Annotated in this window: 49 protein-coding genes; 36 read left to right on the top strand and 13 right to left on the bottom strand. The window is 50.5% G+C overall.

Translation table 11 applies throughout. The features are described from left to right. The first annotated feature begins 289 nt into the window (after positions 1-289). The 34 genes from ICN24_RS06075 (at position 290) to ICN24_RS05910 (ending at position 11,547) form a co-directional block, all read left to right on the top strand. Positions 290-535 carry a hypothetical protein gene (locus ICN24_RS06075; protein ID WP_216222049.1) on the top strand — a complete coding sequence of 82 codons (246 nt, stop codon included), beginning with the start codon at positions 290-292 and terminating at the stop codon, positions 533-535. 9 nt (positions 536-544) lie between these two features. Next, entirely contained in the window at positions 545-763 is a 219-nt protein-coding gene (locus ICN24_RS06070; RefSeq protein WP_216222047.1) for a hypothetical protein, read from the top strand. After that, positions 760-945 carry a hypothetical protein gene (locus ICN24_RS06065; protein WP_216222045.1) on the top strand — a complete coding sequence of 62 codons (186 nt, stop codon included), beginning with the start codon at positions 760-762 and terminating at the stop codon, positions 943-945. Before ICN24_RS06070 ends, ICN24_RS06065 begins: the two co-directional genes overlap by 4 nt. A gap of 9 nt (positions 946-954) precedes the next feature. After that, positions 955-1,113 (top strand): hypothetical protein, encoded by a 159-nt coding sequence (locus tag ICN24_RS06060; RefSeq protein WP_216222043.1) that lies wholly within the window; start codon positions 955-957, stop codon positions 1,111-1,113. A gap of 2 nt (positions 1,114-1,115) precedes the next feature. Beyond that, positions 1,116-1,316 (top strand): hypothetical protein, encoded by a 201-nt coding sequence (locus tag ICN24_RS06055; protein WP_216222041.1) that lies wholly within the window; start codon positions 1,116-1,118, stop codon positions 1,314-1,316. Positions 1,317-1,413: 97 nt separating this feature from the next. Beyond that, on the top strand, positions 1,414-1,929 hold the full coding sequence (locus ICN24_RS06050) for a hypothetical protein (protein WP_216222040.1): 516 nt from the start codon (positions 1,414-1,416) through the stop codon (positions 1,927-1,929). A gap of 309 nt (positions 1,930-2,238) precedes the next feature. Beyond that, positions 2,239-2,937 (top strand): hypothetical protein, encoded by a 699-nt coding sequence (locus tag ICN24_RS06045; RefSeq protein ID WP_216222039.1) that lies wholly within the window; start codon positions 2,239-2,241, stop codon positions 2,935-2,937. Further along, positions 2,934-3,116 (top strand): hypothetical protein, encoded by a 183-nt coding sequence (locus ICN24_RS06040; RefSeq protein ID WP_216222038.1) that lies wholly within the window; start codon positions 2,934-2,936, stop codon positions 3,114-3,116. Before ICN24_RS06045 ends, ICN24_RS06040 begins: the two co-directional genes overlap by 4 nt. After that, positions 3,113-3,499 carry a hypothetical protein gene (locus ICN24_RS06035; protein ID WP_216222037.1) on the top strand — a complete coding sequence of 129 codons (387 nt, stop codon included), beginning with the start codon at positions 3,113-3,115 and terminating at the stop codon, positions 3,497-3,499. Before ICN24_RS06040 ends, ICN24_RS06035 begins: the two co-directional genes overlap by 4 nt. Further along, a complete protein-coding gene (locus ICN24_RS06030; RefSeq protein WP_216222036.1) occupies positions 3,492-3,902 on the top strand; it encodes a hypothetical protein in 411 nt (136 codons plus the stop codon). Before ICN24_RS06035 ends, ICN24_RS06030 begins: the two co-directional genes overlap by 8 nt. Then, on the top strand, positions 3,899-4,102 hold the full coding sequence (locus ICN24_RS06025) for a hypothetical protein (RefSeq protein ID WP_216222035.1): 204 nt from the start codon (positions 3,899-3,901) through the stop codon (positions 4,100-4,102). The genes ICN24_RS06030 and ICN24_RS06025 overlap by 4 nt, the downstream gene beginning before the upstream one ends. Continuing rightward, positions 4,099-4,326: a hypothetical protein gene (locus tag ICN24_RS06020; protein ID WP_216222034.1), complete on the top strand. Its 228-nt coding sequence runs from the start codon at positions 4,099-4,101 to the stop codon at positions 4,324-4,326. The genes ICN24_RS06025 and ICN24_RS06020 overlap by 4 nt, the downstream gene beginning before the upstream one ends. Before the next feature lie 86 nt (positions 4,327-4,412). After that, positions 4,413-4,688 (top strand): hypothetical protein, encoded by a 276-nt coding sequence (locus tag ICN24_RS06015; RefSeq protein WP_216222032.1) that lies wholly within the window; start codon positions 4,413-4,415, stop codon positions 4,686-4,688. A gap of 10 nt (positions 4,689-4,698) precedes the next feature. Beyond that, positions 4,699-5,067, top strand: coding sequence for a hypothetical protein (locus ICN24_RS06010; protein ID WP_216222030.1), 369 nt, complete (start codon positions 4,699-4,701; stop codon positions 5,065-5,067). Further along, complete coding sequence (locus ICN24_RS06005; protein WP_216222029.1) at positions 5,064-5,360, top strand: DUF4461 domain-containing protein; 297 nt, start codon at positions 5,064-5,066, stop codon at positions 5,358-5,360. The genes ICN24_RS06010 and ICN24_RS06005 overlap by 4 nt, the downstream gene beginning before the upstream one ends. Continuing rightward, the gene (locus ICN24_RS06000) at positions 5,357-5,602 is read left to right on the top strand and encodes a hypothetical protein (RefSeq protein ID WP_216222027.1); all 246 of its coding nucleotides are present in this window, start codon (positions 5,357-5,359) and stop codon (positions 5,600-5,602) included. Before ICN24_RS06005 ends, ICN24_RS06000 begins: the two co-directional genes overlap by 4 nt. A gap of 109 nt (positions 5,603-5,711) precedes the next feature. Continuing rightward, positions 5,712-6,191 (top strand): hypothetical protein, encoded by a 480-nt coding sequence (locus ICN24_RS05995; RefSeq protein ID WP_216222025.1) that lies wholly within the window; start codon positions 5,712-5,714, stop codon positions 6,189-6,191. Between the two features lie 89 nt (positions 6,192-6,280). Further along, the gene (locus tag ICN24_RS05990; RefSeq protein ID WP_216222023.1) at positions 6,281-7,012 is read left to right on the top strand and encodes a hypothetical protein; all 732 of its coding nucleotides are present in this window, start codon (positions 6,281-6,283) and stop codon (positions 7,010-7,012) included. 86 nt (positions 7,013-7,098) lie between these two features. Then, the gene (locus tag ICN24_RS05985) at positions 7,099-7,551 is read left to right on the top strand and encodes a hypothetical protein (RefSeq protein WP_216222022.1); all 453 of its coding nucleotides are present in this window, start codon (positions 7,099-7,101) and stop codon (positions 7,549-7,551) included. Between the two features lie 70 nt (positions 7,552-7,621). After that, on the top strand, positions 7,622-7,867 hold the full coding sequence (locus tag ICN24_RS05980) for a hypothetical protein (RefSeq protein ID WP_216222021.1): 246 nt from the start codon (positions 7,622-7,624) through the stop codon (positions 7,865-7,867). A 79-nt stretch (positions 7,868-7,946) separates the two neighbouring features. After that, entirely contained in the window at positions 7,947-8,327 is a 381-nt protein-coding gene (locus tag ICN24_RS05975) for a hypothetical protein (RefSeq protein ID WP_216222020.1), read from the top strand. A gap of 2 nt (positions 8,328-8,329) precedes the next feature. Continuing rightward, complete coding sequence (locus ICN24_RS05970; protein WP_216222019.1) at positions 8,330-8,605, top strand: hypothetical protein; 276 nt, start codon at positions 8,330-8,332, stop codon at positions 8,603-8,605. A 48-nt stretch (positions 8,606-8,653) separates the two neighbouring features. Then, complete coding sequence (locus ICN24_RS05965; protein ID WP_216222018.1) at positions 8,654-8,863, top strand: helix-turn-helix domain-containing protein; 210 nt, start codon at positions 8,654-8,656, stop codon at positions 8,861-8,863. Beyond that, entirely contained in the window at positions 8,860-9,039 is a 180-nt protein-coding gene (locus ICN24_RS05960; protein WP_216222017.1) for a hypothetical protein, read from the top strand. The genes ICN24_RS05965 and ICN24_RS05960 overlap by 4 nt, the downstream gene beginning before the upstream one ends. After that, positions 9,036-9,326, top strand: a complete 291-nt coding sequence (locus ICN24_RS05955; RefSeq protein ID WP_216222015.1) for a hypothetical protein — start codon at positions 9,036-9,038, stop codon at positions 9,324-9,326. The genes ICN24_RS05960 and ICN24_RS05955 overlap by 4 nt, the downstream gene beginning before the upstream one ends. After that, the gene (locus tag ICN24_RS05950) at positions 9,323-9,703 is read left to right on the top strand and encodes a hypothetical protein (protein ID WP_216222013.1); all 381 of its coding nucleotides are present in this window, start codon (positions 9,323-9,325) and stop codon (positions 9,701-9,703) included. Before ICN24_RS05955 ends, ICN24_RS05950 begins: the two co-directional genes overlap by 4 nt. Continuing rightward, on the top strand, positions 9,700-9,903 hold the full coding sequence (locus ICN24_RS05945; protein ID WP_216222011.1) for a ClpX C4-type zinc finger protein: 204 nt from the start codon (positions 9,700-9,702) through the stop codon (positions 9,901-9,903). Before ICN24_RS05950 ends, ICN24_RS05945 begins: the two co-directional genes overlap by 4 nt. Beyond that, positions 9,900-10,082, top strand: coding sequence for a hypothetical protein (locus ICN24_RS05940; RefSeq protein ID WP_216222009.1), 183 nt, complete (start codon positions 9,900-9,902; stop codon positions 10,080-10,082). The genes ICN24_RS05945 and ICN24_RS05940 overlap by 4 nt, the downstream gene beginning before the upstream one ends. After that, positions 10,079-10,330 (top strand): hypothetical protein, encoded by a 252-nt coding sequence (locus ICN24_RS05935; RefSeq protein ID WP_216222007.1) that lies wholly within the window; start codon positions 10,079-10,081, stop codon positions 10,328-10,330. Before ICN24_RS05940 ends, ICN24_RS05935 begins: the two co-directional genes overlap by 4 nt. Next, the gene (locus ICN24_RS05930) at positions 10,327-10,518 is read left to right on the top strand and encodes a hypothetical protein (protein WP_216222005.1); all 192 of its coding nucleotides are present in this window, start codon (positions 10,327-10,329) and stop codon (positions 10,516-10,518) included. Before ICN24_RS05935 ends, ICN24_RS05930 begins: the two co-directional genes overlap by 4 nt. A 116-nt stretch (positions 10,519-10,634) precedes the next feature. Next, the gene (locus ICN24_RS05925) at positions 10,635-10,895 is read left to right on the top strand and encodes a hypothetical protein (RefSeq protein WP_216222003.1); all 261 of its coding nucleotides are present in this window, start codon (positions 10,635-10,637) and stop codon (positions 10,893-10,895) included. Positions 10,896-10,900: 5 nt separating this feature from the next. Continuing rightward, on the top strand, positions 10,901-11,086 hold the full coding sequence (locus ICN24_RS05920) for a hypothetical protein (protein ID WP_216222001.1): 186 nt from the start codon (positions 10,901-10,903) through the stop codon (positions 11,084-11,086). After that, positions 11,083-11,280 carry a hypothetical protein gene (locus ICN24_RS05915; RefSeq protein WP_216221999.1) on the top strand — a complete coding sequence of 66 codons (198 nt, stop codon included), beginning with the start codon at positions 11,083-11,085 and terminating at the stop codon, positions 11,278-11,280. Before ICN24_RS05920 ends, ICN24_RS05915 begins: the two co-directional genes overlap by 4 nt. Before the next feature lie 3 nt (positions 11,281-11,283). After that, positions 11,284-11,547 (top strand): hypothetical protein, encoded by a 264-nt coding sequence (locus tag ICN24_RS05910; protein WP_216221997.1) that lies wholly within the window; start codon positions 11,284-11,286, stop codon positions 11,545-11,547. On the opposite strand, the gene ICN24_RS05905 is transcribed toward ICN24_RS05910, so the two are convergent. From ICN24_RS05905 to ICN24_RS05845, 13 genes are all read right to left on the bottom strand, one after another. Continuing rightward, complete coding sequence (locus tag ICN24_RS05905) at positions 11,515-11,901, bottom strand: nuclease domain-containing protein (RefSeq protein ID WP_216221995.1); 387 nt, start codon at positions 11,899-11,901, stop codon at positions 11,515-11,517. The two genes, ICN24_RS05910 and ICN24_RS05905, sit on opposite strands and share 33 nt — an antisense overlap. Continuing rightward, positions 11,898-12,329 carry a hypothetical protein gene (locus ICN24_RS05900; protein ID WP_216221993.1) on the bottom strand — a complete coding sequence of 144 codons (432 nt, stop codon included), beginning with the start codon at positions 12,327-12,329 and terminating at the stop codon, positions 11,898-11,900. Before ICN24_RS05900 ends, ICN24_RS05905 begins: the two co-directional genes overlap by 4 nt. Positions 12,330-12,338: 9 nt before the next feature. Beyond that, positions 12,339-12,848, bottom strand: a complete 510-nt coding sequence (locus ICN24_RS05895) for a hypothetical protein (RefSeq protein WP_216221991.1) — start codon at positions 12,846-12,848, stop codon at positions 12,339-12,341. After that, entirely contained in the window at positions 12,845-13,237 is a 393-nt protein-coding gene (locus ICN24_RS05890; protein WP_216221989.1) for a DUF1064 domain-containing protein, read from the bottom strand. The genes ICN24_RS05895 and ICN24_RS05890 overlap by 4 nt, the downstream gene beginning before the upstream one ends. Beyond that, positions 13,237-13,515, bottom strand: coding sequence for an HU family DNA-binding protein (locus ICN24_RS05885; protein WP_216221987.1), 279 nt, complete (start codon positions 13,513-13,515; stop codon positions 13,237-13,239). The genes ICN24_RS05890 and ICN24_RS05885 overlap by 1 nt, the downstream gene beginning before the upstream one ends. 101 nt (positions 13,516-13,616) lie before the next feature. Further along, complete coding sequence (locus ICN24_RS05880) at positions 13,617-14,252, bottom strand: hypothetical protein (protein ID WP_216221985.1); 636 nt, start codon at positions 14,250-14,252, stop codon at positions 13,617-13,619. 7 nt (positions 14,253-14,259) lie between these two features. Then, positions 14,260-14,730, bottom strand: a complete 471-nt coding sequence (locus ICN24_RS10415; protein ID WP_216221984.1) for a DUF1367 family protein — start codon at positions 14,728-14,730, stop codon at positions 14,260-14,262. After that, entirely contained in the window at positions 14,723-15,082 is a 360-nt protein-coding gene (locus tag ICN24_RS05870; protein ID WP_216221982.1) for a DUF2493 domain-containing protein, read from the bottom strand. Before ICN24_RS05870 ends, ICN24_RS10415 begins: the two co-directional genes overlap by 8 nt. Then, on the bottom strand, positions 15,075-15,275 hold the full coding sequence (locus ICN24_RS05865) for a hypothetical protein (RefSeq protein ID WP_216221980.1): 201 nt from the start codon (positions 15,273-15,275) through the stop codon (positions 15,075-15,077). The genes ICN24_RS05870 and ICN24_RS05865 overlap by 8 nt, the downstream gene beginning before the upstream one ends. 8 nt (positions 15,276-15,283) lie before the next feature. Continuing rightward, a complete protein-coding gene (locus tag ICN24_RS05860) occupies positions 15,284-15,424 on the bottom strand; it encodes a hypothetical protein (RefSeq protein ID WP_216221979.1) in 141 nt (46 codons plus the stop codon). Further along, positions 15,417-16,256: an ATP-binding protein gene (locus ICN24_RS05855; protein WP_216221977.1), complete on the bottom strand. Its 840-nt coding sequence runs from the start codon at positions 16,254-16,256 to the stop codon at positions 15,417-15,419. Before ICN24_RS05855 ends, ICN24_RS05860 begins: the two co-directional genes overlap by 8 nt. Beyond that, on the bottom strand, positions 16,237-16,974 hold the full coding sequence (locus tag ICN24_RS05850; RefSeq protein ID WP_216221975.1) for a hypothetical protein: 738 nt from the start codon (positions 16,972-16,974) through the stop codon (positions 16,237-16,239). Before ICN24_RS05850 ends, ICN24_RS05855 begins: the two co-directional genes overlap by 20 nt. 252 nt (positions 16,975-17,226) lie before the next feature. Next, complete coding sequence (locus ICN24_RS05845; RefSeq protein ID WP_216221974.1) at positions 17,227-17,538, bottom strand: hypothetical protein; 312 nt, start codon at positions 17,536-17,538, stop codon at positions 17,227-17,229. Positions 17,539-17,667: 129 nt separating this feature from the next. Between ICN24_RS05845 and ICN24_RS05840 the strand changes: the two genes are divergently transcribed. Next, complete coding sequence (locus ICN24_RS05840) at positions 17,668-18,168, top strand: helix-turn-helix transcriptional regulator (protein ID WP_216221972.1); 501 nt, start codon at positions 17,668-17,670, stop codon at positions 18,166-18,168. 28 nt (positions 18,169-18,196) lie between these two features. Next, positions 18,197-18,352, top strand: coding sequence for a hypothetical protein (locus ICN24_RS05835; RefSeq protein ID WP_216221970.1), 156 nt, complete (start codon positions 18,197-18,199; stop codon positions 18,350-18,352). Positions 18,353-19,683: the final 1,331 nt, after the last annotated feature.

Below are 19,683 nucleotides of genomic sequence, written 5' to 3'. Positions count from 1 at the left end.
TGACTATTCCCTCAGAGGGGGAATGGCGCTGCCGTGTAGTTATTTGTTCGGCGAACCAACAGGTGTCGCCGTCAATCTTTTCGATGCAGTGATTGTACAACATTTTGTTGATACGTGCAAACATTTATTTCTATTTTGGCGAATACAGGGGCAAATCTGTGTTATGAAATCCCCTAAATCGTTGACGTATGAACCAATACCCGAGTGCTTTGTAGGGATTATCTATTGACAGATTTATTTCCTGCGCAACAATATCATTCATCAGCAACAAAATGTTTAAGGAGTTCCAATGACATTGACTACCAAGCCCCATGGCGGCTACGCCATCTCCACCAAGCCAAGCGATGGCTTGATGCGCAAGATCGATACCGCTATCAGCATCCTGAACAGGGTCCCATTGAATAGTCGTAATGAGAACTGGGCCGCTGCCGTTGGCGGCGCCATGCACGCCAAAGATCTTCTCTCCGAAGGTCGACGCGCCAAGGCTGGAAAAGTTTTGGCCTGCGCTTGCAGCATTCAAATCTCAGCTGCTTAAGGATCAATCATGCCAAGAGCAAATCTCATCATCCAATCCAAGGTGCCTGCATTTATTGCATTGTTCGAAAAGATTGAGCAGCATGCTGGCGGCCTTTGCGCAGCCTGCAAGGCAACTGGCGTACATGAAAAAACTTTCTATCGCATGAAGCATTCACATTTTCTGACAGACACCACCGCCAGAAAAATTCTCACTACGTACAAGCGTACCTCAAGGATCTGCGCATGACACCCGCCACCTACCGCGTTCGTCGCGCCATCAACACTCAGGGCGTCGCGCTCTGGATCGCCGAGTACATCACTCACAACCTCGAGGTCCGCTACTTGGCGCATGCCGCGGTGGCTGACCCCATTTGCAAGCTCGTGGCCAAGCTCTCTGGCCGCGACGCCCTCTTACCCCGCAACTACTAAGGAGTCCAAATGCTCTACGCAAACATCTTCAAGATCGGCAACGGATGGCAGCTGATTGTCAGCGATACGCCGAACATTCAAGGCGCTAAAACCGAAGGCTATTACGCCACCAAAGCCATAGCCAAGCACCGCGCCGCAACACTGGGCGCAAAGCCTTGGAACTACTGAGCATGACCCGCAAACCCATCGGCCTCTCAGTGCCTCACCGCAAGTCAGCGACATCAGTGTCGCCGACATCACCAAAAGTACTACGCAAGTGGGTCGATCTAACCATTGCCGACAAACAAGCTCTTCTTGATGACAACTACGGCGGCAGCCGCGCCGATGTCATTGACCGGGCTATCAAGCTATTCAAGGAGAAAAACGCATGATAGACACTCAAATTACAATCATCGCAGTGATCGCCGTCAGCCCAATGTACTACCTGGCGTGGTGGTTCCTATATCGCTGCGGCAAGGAGACCAACAAATGAGCCGCAGCGGATACTCAGACGACATAGACAACCACTGGAATCACATTATGTGGCGCGGTCGCGTGGCCAGCTCAATCCGCGGTAAGCGCGGCCAGGCCATGCTGAGCGAGCTACTCACTGCGCTTGATGCCATGCCGGATAAGCGGCTGTACCCCAACAGCTTTGCACAGGCGACCGGTGAGTACTGCACCCTCGGTGTGCTCGGTGCTGCGCGTGGCACAAAGATGGACGACCTTGGTGACGCCGAGGACGGGTGCGACGAACGCATTGTCGCCGAGCGCTTTGGCGTGGCCGCGCCATTGGTTCAAGAAATTATGTACATGAATGATGAGTGGATTGGCGACTTCAAATTTGTGGACGTTGAGATCTGCGGCCCATCTCTACCTCATTACCCGCACTGGGGACGGCACACCAGATCAGTTCGCATGCCTGATGAAACCGCGCCAAGCCGCCGCTGGAAAATGATGCGCAACTGGGTGTCTGAGCAGATCAAAGACAAGGCGGTTGCATGAACACCAAACAAGACTTAGAGCTACTCAGACTCATCGCGGTGGCAAATTCTGCAGCTGGCTGCACGCGACGGTTCCAGCACGCCAAGATGCCATTCAAGCGCCAACTCGCTATGGCTATCGCTATGCGGTGTATTCAAATCTACAGCAGCACAGACCCTGTATCCGCCGAGCACGCGATAAGGGAATTGTTTGAGCCGCCACAGGAGGCCTCGTCATGAATGCATGGCCATTCCCGCCCTACCCCAACCCCATGGACCGCGGCAATCGCGTGCCGAAATTCAACCCTGACAACTTTGAAGAAAGCCCGTTATGAAACGCTGCCACTGTGGAAGCTACGCTTTCAATTTATACAAAGAAGACATTGACCAAGGCGACTTGTGTGATGTGCATTACTGGAAAGAAAAAGCCTTGGCACAGCCAGAGCAGGAGCCTGTCCTTGTAGAGTGTGGCAACTGCCATGAAGGATTGGCAGATATGGAACACGTTTGCAAAAAATGCCTTGGCGCTGGTTGGGTAAACAATCCACAACCAAAAGAGCCAAAACATGAGACTGTGATAAAAACAGTTTGGGTTGTTGGCGGCAAGACATGGCAACAAATCTGCGCTACCCAAGAAGATGCTCACAAACTGATTGCCGACATGGGTATGAATACTCCATCGCTTTATCCTTCCATGAGTGAAGTGCCTTTGCTTAGTTACACCACCCCACCACAGCGCAAGCCGCTTGTGATTGACAGCGATGAAAAAGCAACTCAGCACATGAATGAAAAGCTATTTGAGTTCCTTGATATTGCAATGATGTTCCCAAAAGCCAAAGCAGATTTAAGCGTATGGGAGCGCGTCATAATTTTTGCACCACAGCGCAAGACGCTGACGGATGAGCAGATTGTCCCAATGTTTCGCGCAAGAGAAAAACTAAAAGCACTTGGTGAAAAAGATGCGTGGTTTTGGTATGCGTGGGGTATCGGAGATGCCGAAGCCGCCCACGGCATCAAGGGGCAGTCATGAATGTAGGCGGGAAATACAACTGGATCGGACAACCTGAGCGACTTGTCTATCTTGGCTTTAATTGGAGCGGAAACGGTTTCTGGCATCAGTTCGCCTTGGTGGACTCTCCCGACAAAGTTTGGTGCGAGGTGCTCGGTCGTTATCTTCGCCTCATTGAAGAGACAAAGGAGCATCCATGAACGCCAACACATCCAAGCGCCTACGTGATCTGCTGCTGAAGCACCCCGAAGGCCTCGACATTGGAACCATCTCCAATGCGCTAGAGCGCGAGTACACCAACGTGGCCAAGCGCCTGCATGCCACCTACGGCTGCTACGTCAAGAGCTGGAACGGTCAGCGTCAGGTCTGGGCATGCGTGCCTGAGCCTGTCAATGCACCTCGCCCAGCGTATGTGCGCAAGCCGTATGTGCCATTCAAGCCGGCCAAGCTGATTGAGAAGGCCGCGACCCGCGTGAACCGTGCGGAGCCGCTCACCCAGGATGTGCTCGGCGAGGTGCCGTACACGCCACAGAAAACCGTCTGGCAGCAAGTGAAGCCATGGCCAAGGAGCACTAATGTTTGACAGAACCACAATTCACCAGTCCGGCTCAATTCGCGCCGACGTCACTATCACCGAGAAGCGCGCACCAACAGATGAATCGGTCAAGCTGTTGCGCGAAATGGAGGCCAAGTCCAAGGCCGAGGTCATCAAGGCGATCACACTGAACGACAACCGGTTCGACGGTGTGATTCATACCATGGTTGAGCATCTCACTGGCGATCACTTATTGCGTTTTGTCTATTCCGTCAATGGCAAGAAGCTTACGACAGATTTCCGCATCGACATGTTTGACGCATCACCAGAAACCTGGATTCCAAAATTCGTCAACGCAGTTGCCAAAGACTTGGCGATGTCAGTGCTGGCAGCGCCAATGGCGGCGGCCGTAAAGCGAGATCCATCACTACTGAAAGGAGCCCGACCATGAGCACGTTCACAGAACTCTTAGACGAATACCTCGAGGCCAAAGCTGAGGTCGCCCAGCTGCGCGAGCACTACGCCGGCTATGACTTTGACTACCACCATTTCAAAGAGTCCGAGCGCCTGCGTGAGGCTCGCAATGCACTTAACGTGGCCTACCTGCAAGCCGCGGACAAGACGCCGATCACCTTTGGGAGCTTCGCATGACGCACCGCCGCAAGGAATTCATCGTCTACCCCCCTCGCTATATGCAGCAAGGTGCACCCAAGTACAGAGTTTTTGCCAGCAAACGCCATGCGTGGAGGCAGGCCTGCAAGTGGGGAATCAACTCCTGTATAGCAGAGAGTATTCATGTGCACCCCGCTCCATTCAAGCCATGGATGAGCGCACAAGGAAGTCGTGAATGGTGGGTTGAATCAAAGTCCGAGTGAATCTGAAGGTCTTTTTTTCGCTCCATTTGCAACAATTTGTTTATTGCGCAACAATTAGTTCATCAACAATTTTTTAGGAGAAAGTAATGTCAGAAGCTCTGCTAATAGCGATCGACTACGACAACACGTATTCATCATCGCCACGCCTGTGGGAGCGGTTCGCCGCCACCGCCCGTGAAGAAGGCCACGAGATCGTGATCTGCACCGGCCGTGCCTTCGCCCCCGAGTTGGACACGTCAATAACGATCCACTGCACAGGTGGCCAAGCCAAGGCCGACTACTTGGCCAGCCTAGGCATTCGCCCAAACATCTGGGTCGACGATGACCCTGTATCCATCACACAAAACGACATCACTTTTTAAGGACAAGGCAATGAGCATCATCACAACAGAGCGAGCCGGCGAAATACGCGGCGAGCTCACAGAGAAATACGGCGCCACATGGATGCACCACTACCACGAGGCCATCGAGGCAGAAGTCTTGAGAAATCTTGATGTCCAGCTTAAAGATGCCGCCAGATACCAATGGCTGCGTGACACAAATGCAGATCGCTGCGATGGAAATGATGAGCTTTTGATTGAGGGATTCATCGAGCCATTGTTTGTTTGTGAGGGCGATGGCAGCTCATCCAATCTAATGCCCCATGAGTTTGATTTGGCTATCGATGCGGCAATGAAATGCAGCAATTTCATCAGTATTCAACACCTTCCATCAGATGACACCGAAGGCGGTGAAGTATGACGTACCAAGAGCAAATGAAAAACATAGCTGAGCAAATCATCAGCCAGTGCAGTGCCCTCTACCGCCTTGAAGAAAATCGCAATGATTGGGTCAAGCCAGAGGGGCACAGTTTGATGATTGGCTCGAACCACTACTACGCTGTCCGCAAAGACGGGAGCGTGACGCCAGGCCTTGAGGCTGTTCAGGCAGAAATGCTCAAGTTGATTGACAACCAAATCTTCAAGGCAAACAGCAAGCTTGAAGGATTGCGCTTTCAGATGATTCAATTAGGCAAGACCGGAGCAATCCAATGAAATCTGGTCAACGCGATGCCATGCAAATGGCCAGAAAAGAGGGGCTAGAGGTCCTATCAGTTGAAATCACTGGCGGGACTCACTACAAACTCAACGTTAAAAATAAATCCGGCGATGTTGCTTTCTTCATACTGGGTAGCACATCAAGCGATATCCGAGCACTTCGCAAACGCGAATCATTGTTCCGTCGATTTGCCAAAGGCACATTCAACCCCATCACAAAACATGGAGAGAAAAAATGAAGCCCAACCCTATTTTTTACATCGTCCTTATTCTTGGAATTGTGACGTCTGCACTTGATATTTATATTTGGAGAGCTTGCGACAAGCCAGCATACACGGAGTGTGCAAAATGACAGATGAGGTATTAAAAGCAAGCAAGCGAGATGCTCGAGGCGGGCTATTCAGAATCAAGATCAGAGCCCTCTTGCGCAAGTTTCCAGAAGGCATGACTTTGAAAGAAATCAACCATGTTATTCAAGGAAAAAGTCTAAGCATCTATCGTGCGATTAAACGCATGCCAGATGTGTATTGCTCACATTGGGTCGAGCCACACGGCGAAAAAGCACAAGCTGTCTACAAGGCAGTTCATGTTCCAGATGACTGCCCTCGCCCAGCAAAAAAACCAATAAATGCTGAGCAGCGCCGTCTCTATCTAGCCAACTACCGTCAAAAGAAAAAAGATGGAGCGCTGCTATTGACTAAAAATAAAAAGCCAAGAGCAGACACATCAAATCGAATCACACACCTCTCCAAAGAAGAGGCTGAGGCGCGAGATGCTGCATTCATTCAGCGCTACTCCAATCCACCAACTTACAAACCACTCAAATGAACACCAACAACACATTCAACAAAGGCGATACCGTCTACAACATCCATGGCCAGCAAGGCGCGTACATCGCCTCCTATGGCGGAGCACATTTGGTCGCGCCAGAGTACGAGCAAGAATATGGCGAGCCGCACTGGGGTCAACCTGAGGAGTGGCGTGAAGTCTTCCTGACCCCACCAACAGTCAAGCTTGAGGCTAAGGTCGACGAGCTCGATAAGCTGATTACTGAAAAGCGTGCTGAGCTCAAGCGCATCAACGCGGAGCTCGACCAGTCCGGCCGTCTCTACCAAGACCAACTAAAGAAACTCAAGCAGCACCAGGCGCTGCAGCGTATTGAAGACTACATGGACGGCAAGTTCACACACTTCCTGCAAGTCGGCTATGAGATCAAACTGGTTAGCAAAGAGGACGCACTGAAGAGCCCAGACCGATACGATAGCGACATGAAGCTACTCACCCTGTTTGGCAGCACCAAGGGCGATTTGCAATGGCGCATCAACCGCTGGGGCGATGGCAGCGGAAGCGAGACAAATGTCTACCCATGCGAGTCAGAAGACGAAGCCAAAGAGATTGTGCGCAAGCTGTATGCCGAGGCCGTGGAAGAGTGGCGCGCACAAGAGAAAAAACACCACGGACGTGCACTCGAATGGGCAAATACCGTGGATGAGGATTGGATTGATGTCCCTCAAGATGTAAAAAACTATCTGCGCGATCAACTGCTTGATGCGCGCATGAAGGTGCTAGAGGAGGCGGAAAAGCGCTTACGAGAGGCACAAGAAAACTTGGCGGATGCTTTAGCAAAGTCGTTACCCGACAGAAATTGAAGGTCATTATTGCGCATGATTTGACAAAGTTTTTTCATGCGCAATAATGTGTTTCATCAGCAACAAATTGTTTCAAGGAGTACCCCATGAGTTATCAAGGCCATAGCGCAGACGGAAGCAGCATTCAAAACCACAGCATAGGCAACATCTACCCATTCGTGATTCAAATCCGTGAGATTGCCAATGGTCATGGCGGCTGGAATCGCACTTACGAGCTGCTTCATCCATCAGGAAGCTTGACTTCTCATTCAACAAATCAAGAAGCTATTGAGGTGGCAACTAAAGCCATCATTGCTAAGCAAGTGGCAGACTCTCAGGCGGGCGCTCAAAAAATGATTGCCATACTTCTTCCTCTGGTATCCATCGGATTGATTGACGTAGGCAAAGCATCATCACTAGTAACCGCCCAGGTTGCAAAACAGCATGGCTTGCCAATCTCTCGCAATGAGCAGCGCGAGTATGACGTTGCTGTTGGGCATGCGAACCTACTAAAGACTTTTCAAAGCCGTAGTGCACGCGAGGATTTGATTTTTGGATAACCCATCTGTGAGCCCATGCTGTGGGCTCCTTGATGAGCATTCGCCATCACCAAACCACTGAAAGAACATCATGAACGATCTAAATCAAATTAACGCAAACAACAACAAAGCCATCCTCGCATCAATCCCCAAGCATCTCGCAGAAGGCAAGATTGTGGTTGCTGAATATGCTGGCCTGAGCTTCGTTGGCTTTGAGACATTTAGTGGCGAACACGCCGCTACTGAAGCGCAGGAAAAGCTGGATCGCTTAAACGCCGCTGGCGGAAGCATCCATGGAAAAATCTTCACACCATCAACCGAAGAAGCTTCCGCCTAATCTGTACCCGAGTCTTTTTTGGCTCGGGTTTTAACATTTTGTTTTATTAACAACTTCCTGTTGTATCAAAGGAAATCAAATGCAAGCAATCATCAATGTAGAGCTGGACGATAAAGCACTTCCTGGCTACTCCATCGAGGACAAATACCAAGCAGTTATCAACAAGGTGCGCGGCTGGTTCGTGCATTGCGTTGGCGAGATTCGAAATACCGGATACGTCAACAATGAAGATGAAATTGTCGAGGCAACTACAGCTGTCATCAGCATTGAATTTGCTGGCAGCAAAGAAACCTTTGAGATGGCCATGCACCAGCTGTGCACTCAGTTCAACCAAGACTGTGTTGCGGTTCTTTACTCGGATGGTCAAGGAATCCTTGCGGGACCCAAAAGTCAGTCATGGGGAGCATTCAATTTTGAATACTTCACAGTCCCATCCATGTACGAGCTTTTGGCTGCTTGACTATGGCCAAGAAACTATTTGCTCAGACCTATCAGTTTCGAAAACTGATGCACCGCTGGATGCCTGTTGGAATTCGTGAGATGCCAGAGGGAAGGCTTGTGATTCACCTGCTTGGGCAGGCATTTGAAGATGGCGACCACTGGTTCTTTCATCCGGAAACTCAATGGTTTCACGATTTGTGCATTCACACAGGGCTTGATTCACTTGCCGTGACAGAGGCCTACAGAAAATCTTCAAAGAAATATTTCTTGAGTAGAAACCAAGAGAAATTTGCATGATCAATGCAAGTAAACAAAAGACCGATCAACTTAAAAGGAGAATTAAAAATGAGTCAATGTGCAGACATTCTTGAGCATATGCAAAAGAATGGACCAATCACAGCTATCGAAGCTTTGACCAAGTACGGCTGCTTTCGTCTAGCAGCTCGCATCAAAGACCTACGCGAAGAGGGTCACGAAATTGAGACTGAAGATCTCGAGCTTCCCAACGGGAAGACCATTGCCAAGTACGCACTAAAAGCAAAGGAGGTTGCATGAAGCGAAAAGCCGGTCGCCCCCCAGTAGATGGGGCTAAGGACGTTTCAGCTCGAATTAACCTCTCGCTAACACAAGAGCACAAAGAAAAACTCATCAAGCTATCTAATGGCGATGCATCCGCATGGGTACGCAAAGCAATTGAAATAGCACATCAAAAATTGAAAGCAGGAAAATGAAAAACCTTTCTTACACTGACATCCCGTATACCGAAGGCCGAATACTAACGCCAACATTCCCGCCAGACATTCTCCCCGTCCGCAGTGGCGTGTACTTCACCCGCGAGCTTGACCTTGATACCGGAGAGCGCCTTGGCGAGATGTTCATGTTCAGTTATTTCGATGCCACCGACCGCATCTGGGGATGCGCAGCAGGCAATCGCGAAAGCGCATGGAAAGAGCCCGGCTACGAGTTCGCCTCCCAGAATAAGGAGTGGATAGGTCTCGCAGAGGAGCCAAAGTTATGACCACTATCAACCACTACAGAGTCGAAATATCCGACTCGTCTGGAATCATTGAAAAACGCAATGAGTTCAAGTGCGAGAAGCTGAATGTACTCGCTGAAAACGCCGAGTACTTGGTTGTTGATGACCGCTGCTTCACCACCCTTGCGCGCAGCAAGAGCTACATCCACTCGCAGCTGGGCAAGCCAAGCATTCACTCGTACACGGGCGACACCTGCTGGGGCAACCGCATCACCTACACGCTGTACACCGAGACTAACAAGCGCGCATCCACTATTCGCGGTGAGATTGAGGCTCACGTCAAAGAGAAGTACGGGTTCTTCGCGTCGCGCATGGATCTCTCGATCATCACCGACGAGGCCTTGAAAGCTGCCGAATGACCGCCGAAGTAATCCAGTTCAATGATCCAAAGCCAGAGCCTCGCGTTAAAGGCAAGTGCTCATTCTGCGGCAAGTCCGAAGACAACGCTGGCCGCCTATTCGGCAACAGCCAGCCAGGTAAGTACGCCCGTTGGGTGTGTGATGCCTGCATCCGCAAGTGCAAGAAGCTCATCTCTGAGCCATTGAAAGAAACCGTATGACCGATGCCGTAACACAACAAGTCCTGGCTGAGCGCGCGATTGCACTCGTGCAGCTCGCCGACGCCCTTGGATTTACTCTGACAATTGAAACTGAGGCATGTAAGCCACTGGCTTTGGGTCACTACGACCTAAAGATTGAGGTCCGTGAGAGCCATGCCAACTACCGGAGCCAGTCATGAAAAAAACTGTCTACGTGACCATGGAGGTCGAGGTAACCGTTGATGAGTCAAAGTTCGGCGAGGAGTTCATGAAGGAATTCCGCGAGAGCTTTTTCCCGATTCACACAATTGACGGGCACTTGGAGCACTTGGCTCAGATGCATGTGCGCGGACTGTGCGACGACGACACCTTCATTGAAGGGTACGGACCAGCTGCCGACATGGGCATCAAGTTCAACCACTACCGCACCGAGACGGAGGTCGCATGAATTGCTGCGACTCATACGGAAACTGCTGCCAAGGGCGTGACTGCCCTGTGCGCCGCACACGCGCCAACAAGCCAAAGCCACTAGCCCCTTGGCGCATCAGCCTCAAGGGTAAGCACATCAGCTGGTGTCTGAAGTCACCGGGCTGGCTGCGCATCAAGCGCCTCATCATTCGCTGGGAGCTTGCATGAAAATCGCCCTAATCTGGCAGTCGCCTAAAATCTTTTGGCACGCAGGTCTGTACCTGAAAATCAACAACAAACGCTATCGCCTAGTGCGATTTGGTCCTCGCTAACATAGGAGTCATATGACCGAAGAAGTAGAACACAACTGGCGCTTGGCTCAGGCTTTGTCTGAGGCGCTTGGCATCCCAGTGATGATCGAGAATGCCGTCGAGCTCGAGAACCGCCTGACCGCCATGAGCAACAACGCCATGGCTCACGGCTTCTCACTGGCTCGCGACATGTGCTTCCGCGTGGTGGCCACTCGCCCTGTCAGCGACAACGCCGAGATCATGTGCGACCGCATTGACATTGCGGAAGCGATTCAGAAAGTCGGTTCGGCATGAGCTACATGACTGACGGCGAGACGCTCGCAATCATGGGCGGTGAAAACCTGGAGCTCGGTCTCGTGCGCGTGAGTGGCAGGTATGCCAACGGCGTGCCCTATGAGCGCGAGTACACCCTCAATATCAACATACACCAAGGCGACAACTTCAAGTTCACCCTTGACCTGGCCTACCCGAAAGACACCAAGTGACAATCAAGACCACATCAGACGGAGCAGCTGCAGTGAATACTGAGTTGTTCTGGATTCCCATTAGCGAAGTTCCCCCACCCTCTGGCGTGAAGCTTCAACTCATCAACCGACGCTACGGCGTTGCGCATCACAGCGTTTACCGCAAGGTGGACGATTGGACGCACTGGCAAGCATTACCAAAATTCAAGGACTGACCCATGACAACAGGATACATATTTTTGGGAGGCCCTGCCGACGGAGATTGGCGCGCCGTGATGAGCTCCCACCCAGCGATAACCATACGAGAGTACAAGCCAGTCGAAACCGCAGGTCTTGGAGCAGCAAAAACAATTTCAGTGCTGGATCATGTGTACACGCGCCGCGATATGACTGGTGGACACTGCGTCTACGCGCACACCTCTATACCAACTCACGAGATTCTGCCGCACTTACTTCGCGGGTATCGCTCTGATGCGCTCTAACGCCCACCAGGCAGCGTCGCGTTCTTTTGACTTGGTCATCTGATACGCGACGATTTTCTCGAGCTCCTTCTCCATCCGCTTCATGGCGGTGTTGAAGGTCTCGTCTTTTTCATCGGCTGACGCCATTCCCTGGTCGAGCCATGTGTGGCATGTGTAGCAACCCCAAACTCCCTTGAAGTCACTGACCTTGTAACCCTTACCCTTGCCATCCGAAAGCTTGTTGGAATGGCACAGAACGGTCGTGGCGGGGTCGTAGCAGCAAACCCCTGGCACACGTAGCGTGCACTCTTTATCGCGCGCCAGAGCTCTGTAATTTGCGTTCTCTTCGCGCTTGTTCTTTGGAATTGAAATCACAGCGTCAACGTGTCAATGCCACGTCCCGAGTAGACATCAAACTCACAGGCAACTTGCACGGCCTTTACTGCGTCACAGCCAAGGTGTAATGCAGCAAGTGCATAGTCACGACCGGAACCCATAGCTGTATACTCATTTTCAATAATCATCGGATGCGGAGTTCGGTTGTAAAACATCACACGACCTTCCGGAGATATGACCATAAAGGTTGCGTCATTAGTGTCAGCTTGGATAGATGGGAAATCCTCTTCAATGGCTCCGTTGATGTACCAGTGCAACAAAGAACTGAACACATCCGCACTTCCAGCTCCAGCAACAAGAGACCCGTTTACGCGAAAGATTTTTGTTGTGATCCCATGGCCTGAATCTGCATTTGTTACCTGCTTATCTGCGGCAAGTATCTTGCCATCCCAAACGATAGTCGTCATGAGTACTCCTTAACGAACTAGACGGGCGACCATTCGCTCTGTTGATGAATCAATTTCTTCCAAGATGGAAACAATTCTCTTAATCTCTTCTCGGTATTTCTTTTGCACTGGGCGCTTACCTGTTCCATGGCAATGGCTGCATGCTTTCGTTGATAGCACCGGCGCGCTCGGCTGCATCTCAAAACCGCGACCACTGCAGTGCGGACATGCGGGTGCAATGTGATGAGCAAGGGACCTCTCTGCAACTGCGCGAATCCCATCACCACTCAATCGCCAGTTGAGCTTTACATTCATTCTTCGCGTGAGCTGGTCAACGGAGTGATAGGCCTCGCGTAATGACAAGCGTGAGGTTGTTGTATGCAAGCGCATCAGCGGGCCAGAGATGCGACTATGGCGAGCTTCAGCAATACCTAGAGCTACAACGTAATCAAGGTCTGTTCGATGCTCAAAATCAAGCGTCAAATCAGACGATGACATTGCGACGCTAAGTCGCTCAAGCGCTTTTGGACGTTCACTCATTTCCTGCTACTCTTTCGTTTCTTTACTTCAACGATCTCAATGCCAAGAATGGCCAGCATTAAATGCTTCTTGATTCTGTATGAGTCTGTGATGTGTCCTTTGACATCCTCGACAATCGTTTCACCTAGGTGATCGATATATTTGAAGTCAGCCAAATATCGCAATGCTGGCGTGGCGCGCGTCGCCCCTTTGAACTTTACCGATGGCGCCAATTCGAATTTTGGCTGCAGCTCTAGTTTGTGAATATGGCCAGCACGTTCCAAAAACTTGAGCTCTTGATATCGAACTGATTCTGCCTTTGAGGCAAATGTGATGCCATCGACTTGAACTTTTACAGCGTTGTATTTTGATCGGACGTTTTTCTCCGAAGACGGTAAAGCAGAAGGCATCAGTTTTCGTTGGCGGCCTGAATCAAAGCGTCGCTTGCTTGCAGCAAAACAACATTTCGCGGTGGAACCATAACCGTTTCACCAGTGCGAATATTGCGTGCGCGCTTTTCGCCACGCTGAGCAACCTTAATCTTCCCAAGGCCAAACAGCATCACCTCTTCGCCACGAGAAACTGCCTTGCGAGTTACCGCTGCAGTTGCCGTTAGCACCAAGCGAACTGTTTCAGTGGTCTGTCCTGAGACATACGCTGTTCGTTTGATTAAATCATTTTTGAGCATCTAAATAGTCCAACATTTTGTTTGTGTTGGAACAATTTATAGCATAAGACTATTGATCAATCGAGACTATTAGCTGCAATGAATTTCAAACTTATTGCAGCTCAAGCGTATCTGGCACCAATGTCACGAATAGCCGCATGCAACCGTGAACGCAGCGTTCCCTTTGACACGCCGAGGATCTCTGCGGCATCCGTCAAGACGTAGTTCTTGCCTTCATGGCCAGGCGCATCAATCTGACACCACACGTTCTGGCGCGTATTTCTGGATTGCTCTTTCGGCGTTGCCCAACGGCAATTTTCTTTTGAGTAGCCTGCATTGTTGTCAATCCTGTCAAGAGACAGGCCCTCTGGCCCATCGCCCATATCTGCCAAGAAGTTCTCCCACAAGTGCCACGATTCACTTACGAAGATTCCGCGAGCTCCGTACCATAAGTAACTTGCGTCTTCTGGGTTGTGACACCTTGAAATCATCTTTTTCCAAATGCCACGCGTGCGGGCGTGTGGTTTGTACTTGGCGTTCTTTTTCTTGGACTCAACATATGCGGCAAACGCAAGTCCTCTCCCACACCCGCATGACTTCCTGCTACCGCCAGTCAGACTTGCTGTCGTAACAGAAACTTGATTTCCGCAGGCGCATTCACACACCCAAAGCGGCCTTCCAAATTTATCTCGCTCACCTCTGCGTAATGCTGTTAGTCGACCAAAAATTTGGCCGCTCAGGTCGTACATCTTCCCCATAAATCTCCTATGAAAATTCTCTGTCAAGCGATTCAATCATCTCGTGTGCCTGTTGGTCAGAAAGGTGTGGCCACAAGAAACGTGTCGCGTGAGCCGACCACAAGAATGCGTCCACCTTGCTGGATAGCGATTCAAACTCGACTTGATCAAGCTTTGCCCACTTAATGGAGCGAGGCATAGCGACCATGCGACCCTTTGGACCGGGGACAAATTCACACTCACCAGCGCCCACCGTGAGCCATGCACGCAGCGCTTCAATGTCTGCGAACTGCTCTTGCATATCGAACAAATAACCAAGCTTTGCAAAGAAGCGTCGGTGATACCCTGGTGACCTTGGCTCAGACCAACCGAAAGACAGCGTCTCACCAACCGCAAGCTCATCGACAGCTTTGCGAAACTTTGCCCACGCCTTAGCTCCCTTCTCTCCAAAGCCCACAAGCTTTCCGCAGTCATCCTTGTAGACGACTACCTCAGCCACGGTACGGCTCCCATACTGGAACGCCCGCCTCTTTAGCCTGGCGAATCATATCGGCAGTGCCGTCACCGCCTGGGAAAGCGACCACACCATCGACCACATACTCGAGCATCTTGCGATTGCGAATCGGTCCGGCTGCTCTCTTGTGCTGACCCCAGTCGGCCGGCACACTCAGGCATGGCACGCAGCGCTGGAATGCCCAAGCGAATGCCAGCTTGTCAGCGCCATCAGCGCCGCCTTGAATGATCATGGCAATCTCGCTCTTGGCCGCCATCTTGTCGAGGGCCGCATACACGGCACGCATATCGTTGTAGTCTCGTCCTCCGCAAACGATGATATTTTTTGCGTTAGACATTTTTAAATCTCTCAATACGACGTACGAGCACTTCGGCATATCTCTGCATCATGTATTTTTGATCGATCAAAAGAATTCGATCTTCATACGGAAGTGCTTTAAAGGTCTGGCTGTCAATGAAATCTTTGAGCTTTGAAAGCTTTTCTACGAGTTCATTTTTTTCGCTGATCACACGATATTCAAATTCTTTCATACACATCCTTACAACTTTACAAGTCCAACCCCGTCACCTAACACAAACAATGCCCATGAGATTTCATCTTTTGGCACATCGAACCCAGAGGCAACCATGTCTAAAACTTGGTGTGCCTCAATCTGCTCTGAACTGCATCCGTCACGCATTTTTCACTTCCTTTCGAGCTTGAATTCGATACGATGGCCAGTCAAATGGAACCCACCTACCGACCTCTGTCATTCGATCAAATACACGATCACCAATGGCTGTTCGAAAATCATCCTTGGCAAGATTTGTCATCAGGATTGATGGCTTCATTTCACGGTAGCGACGATCAAGAACATCAAACAAAATTGCACGCTCACCATCTGTTCCGTACTGGACACCAATCTCATCAATCACTAGCAAGGGCAAGTGTGTCAATCGATTCAAAAGCTGAGACTCGGTAGTTGTGCTATCGCGCCTCCAAGTGTCACGCAAGCTACGGATCAAATCCATCAGGGTTACGTATGCACCTACATGCTTTGGCAATATCGCCTGCAATATCGCGGCAGCAAGGTGGCTCTTGCCTGTTCCAGGCATGCCAGAGAGGATGAGAGACGCACCAGTGTTTAAGCATGAGTCAAACGATTGCGCATACTCCTTGCAGACAGCAAGAGCCTTGGCTTGCTTGTCAGACTCGACACGGTAATTGCTAAATGTCTTTCCAACAAAGCGAGGTGGTATAGCAGTTTGTGATAGCAACTGAAAAACATTTGCATCCGAACGCTCTTTGGCCATCAATTCACGTTTCTCGCGCTCTTGGTCACGCTCCTCGCTTGTGCAGCTCGGACACTTGGTCCACACCTCTCGTCGCACAGATCCGATGACGTACAGCGTACCGAATGACTCAAAGCTCCCGTGCTCTCCACAGACCACGCTCACCGGATCGAATGTCTCTTGGTGTGCACTTAAGGCGGCCGATACGCTGACCATATTTTTAGCTGAATGTTCCGTCATCACCAACCCCCGTTCGATAGTCTTTTTTTGCAAATCCTGTATGCGACCCATGTCGCTGAGCAAACGGAAGCTGAAAGCGCGGATTGTCCTGAACCTTCGTCAGCCACGCAACAATGAACTTCTTCACCCCAATGCGCGTCTTGCGCTTCGAGGGATTTGCATCTAGCCATGAATTCATTTTGTAGATCTCGGCCATGACATCTGCGGCAGGATATGCCTGAGACCAAGAGTCGATATCGGACTGGGCAATCTCGAACTCCGACTTGTCGACAAGAATCATTTTGACAACAGCCGGCTCTGACACGCTTTGCGGGTCTGAGCAAATATCTTTCTCTCCCTCTGTCTCTTCCTCTTCCTCTCTCTCTGTCTCTCCGAGGGTCAAATCAACAGTAGCTGAATTATTTTGTACAGCTGCTGTATCGGTTTGATGTCGCGCTGATATCATCTTGATATCAGCTTGATCCATCCAGTGAGACAACTTAGAAAGTGCTTCTTTAGTAGCAGCTTCTGAAATGCGCAACCGGAAGGCTAGACTCTCGATGTCTGGAATATTTCCCTCATCTTCACTAGCAATTAACCAAAGCATCACCAAAACTTTTGCGGCCTTTGGGTCAAGTTTGTGCCACTCAACATCATCAAGGATGTCGCGATACAGCTTCACCCATGGTGGCTTGCGGTCCTTAAAGTGCTGGAATTTGGCCCAGTTTTTAATCTTCATACTGCTCTCCGTAATGCATCTCTGGCCATTGGGCCAGGCGAATTGGTTTCAAAAATCTCATTCCGAACACCGGAAACAAAAAAGCCTTAGTCGGAACTCTCACTTTTCAGTGTTGGCGGACTGGTGGGTACCAGCAGAGTCCCGGCTAAGGCTTACCCATAACGCCGCCAAGCGTTTGTCGAATTCTAGCAACAAAATGTTGACAAACAACTGATTGTTGCATTTTTGTTCGAAAAAAACAATTTGTTGTTTTTATGCAAATTCAGTCGGTTTGATTTCAGGAGTCGCATGCTGATGAAGTTCTGGCTCATCATCGATCAATGGCACTAAGCACTCATCTGGAATTGGCCCTTGCATTCGTAGAATATTTTCAAATCCACCGAGTGACGGCCAAACTAACTCGGAGCCAAGAGACTCGCAAAGCCATATCTGCTCTGACTCTTGAAGCAAAATTATTTTGCATTCATTGGGGTCATACTCTTTGATGACATCCACAATTTTCCCAATGTTACGTATCTCTTTTGACTTGATGACGATGGCTCGGTCGCCGGGTTTGCAGTTCATAAAACTTCCTTTTTTACAACAAATTTGAATCAGTGATTCTCTGAACAAAACTTTGACTTGTCAACGGAATGTTTATGGTTTAGTCTGCCTACTTGTAAACATTTTGTTTTCAAACAAAGGGTGATAAACATGAAAGTTTCAGAACAGATACAAGCTCGCCGAGAGCAGCTAGGAATTTCTATCAACGAACTGGCCAAGAGGTTGGAGGTCTCAGGCCAAGCAGTAAGACACTGGGAAAGCGGACGAAGCTTTCCGGGCAAATCCAAGACTGTGGCCCTCGAATCCATACTTGGAATGTCGATTGATTGGACTGAAGGGGTAAGGAGTAAGTCGGCCAAAAGCCCGATTTCTACATTGGTAAATCAAGGCGACATCGATCTGTTGTTGTTGATTTGTAGACTCCCTCCACAAGCGAAGGACTTGATACAGCAATTTGTCAGCATGCATTTAACTGCCCTAGATGGTGGTCGTAAAGCTTTCTCCGACAGAGTAAAAACAGGTGTAATCGCACCTTTCAAAGAAAAGAAAACTCAAGCCACTAAAGGAGAAATAAATGCCAAAGGATTGCCTGCCGGACGAAATAAAGCTACCAGACAGGGAAGTCATTCGACTCGTAGAAAGGCGGCCTAATACTGAAGTTGTCGAGCATTTAAGATCAATGCTTGAAGAGGCTGAGCAAGGTGAGATCGTAGGAATAATTGCAGCTGTTCACTACGGAGGAGACGAGCAAGGTTTTTTTGGCTCAGGAACAATGTGCAGCATTCCAACAATGGGGTTGCATGCACTTTTAAATCTTGCAAAAAAATTGTTGTAGGGCCAACATTTTGTTGATATAATTTTCACAACACCCCGTAGAGGCGGGGTCATCAAATCAGCGGCGGTGTGGATGGACACACTAGGCACGGTGCAGAAACATTCAATGCGGCGAGGGACTGATCTCCCGGTGGTCGCACTGCGAAGGTGCTGATAGGAAAGTGGAGTGGGCAACGTGGACGCACGACCCAACGCAAACGCTGGCAGTGTGCGGCAACCTGGAATCAAGCCCAGGCCGCTGATTTGATGATGTGAATATTGTTCTATCTCCGCTGCTCCGTCGGAGCCTGCGCTCAAAAATGAACGGAGCCATCATCAACAAAAAGGCTGGGAGACTTCATCCTTCAAGACGGCCTATAAATGTCAAATGAAGGGTCTCACTCGACGGTCGAGCGGTACCGGGCGGGCTTTGCAATTGAGCCATATCACTAGAGCGCGAGGAGCACCGGCCAACAGGTCTCTGGCACCCCGGAAAGACGGGGACTATCAAGAAAGAGCGCGGGCTTGCAAAACTGTAACGGCTCAATAGCACCAAACGGGAAGCTCGGTCCCGGCCATATCAGGCGAGGCGTGGTTCGCTCTTTTTCTTGATGGTGAATGCGCAGGCTGATGCGCCAATATCAACCGTGGGGATTCCAGCAAAGCCGGGTGGCGACGACAGAAAGCGGGCCAGTGCAGCGGACGCACATGAAAAACACCACCCACGGGAAACCACAAAGCCGGAGATCAGCGCCGGCCACCATCAACCTGCAGACCGTGTCGCGTAGCAGAGCCCAAGAGTAGCAATACTGCCTTGGTGGCTCACGGTGGAGATAACCGCGATGACGCCCCGGAAAGACGGGGACCCACAAGTGTGGGGCTCTGAACAGCTATCGGCTCACCGTTGAAAGAATACGGACAAGTCGGCCCGACTGAAAATCAGAACCCACACTTGTGCGTTGCGAAGTACAAGTGCGCACACGTCATCGGCCACACGAAAGGCTGAGGTAGCGGAACCGTTTGCGATAAAGGGGCGTCACCAGGCTATAACGAGTATGCCGGCGGAAAATCTCGAGACGGCTGGGAGAGACCAGCACTAACACGCATGGGGATTGGCACTCAGGCAAAGTACACGCCTTGGAGTCGAAGCGGCCAGTCCTCAGTCGTGTTGGTGACAAGCGTGGCAGAACGGATGAGCGCATAGCGAGGCATGACCTTCAGGCGCCACATCGATGTCGAGGGGCTGTGATAACGGCCGATCATTGGAAACTCGCACGTGGCTTAGCTCGAGATAAGCCTGCCATCAACAACAAACTCCAGCGGCACTCCTTAAGTCAAGGAAGCACACTTGGC

Origin of the sequence: Polynucleobacter sp. UK-Kesae-W10 (assembly GCF_018881575.1) — a bacterium.
In the GTDB taxonomy this organism is placed as follows: Bacteria; Pseudomonadota; Gammaproteobacteria; order Burkholderiales; family Burkholderiaceae; genus Polynucleobacter.
The sequence above is the reverse complement of the archived record's forward strand: the minus strand, read 5'-3'. Positions and strand labels throughout refer to the sequence as shown.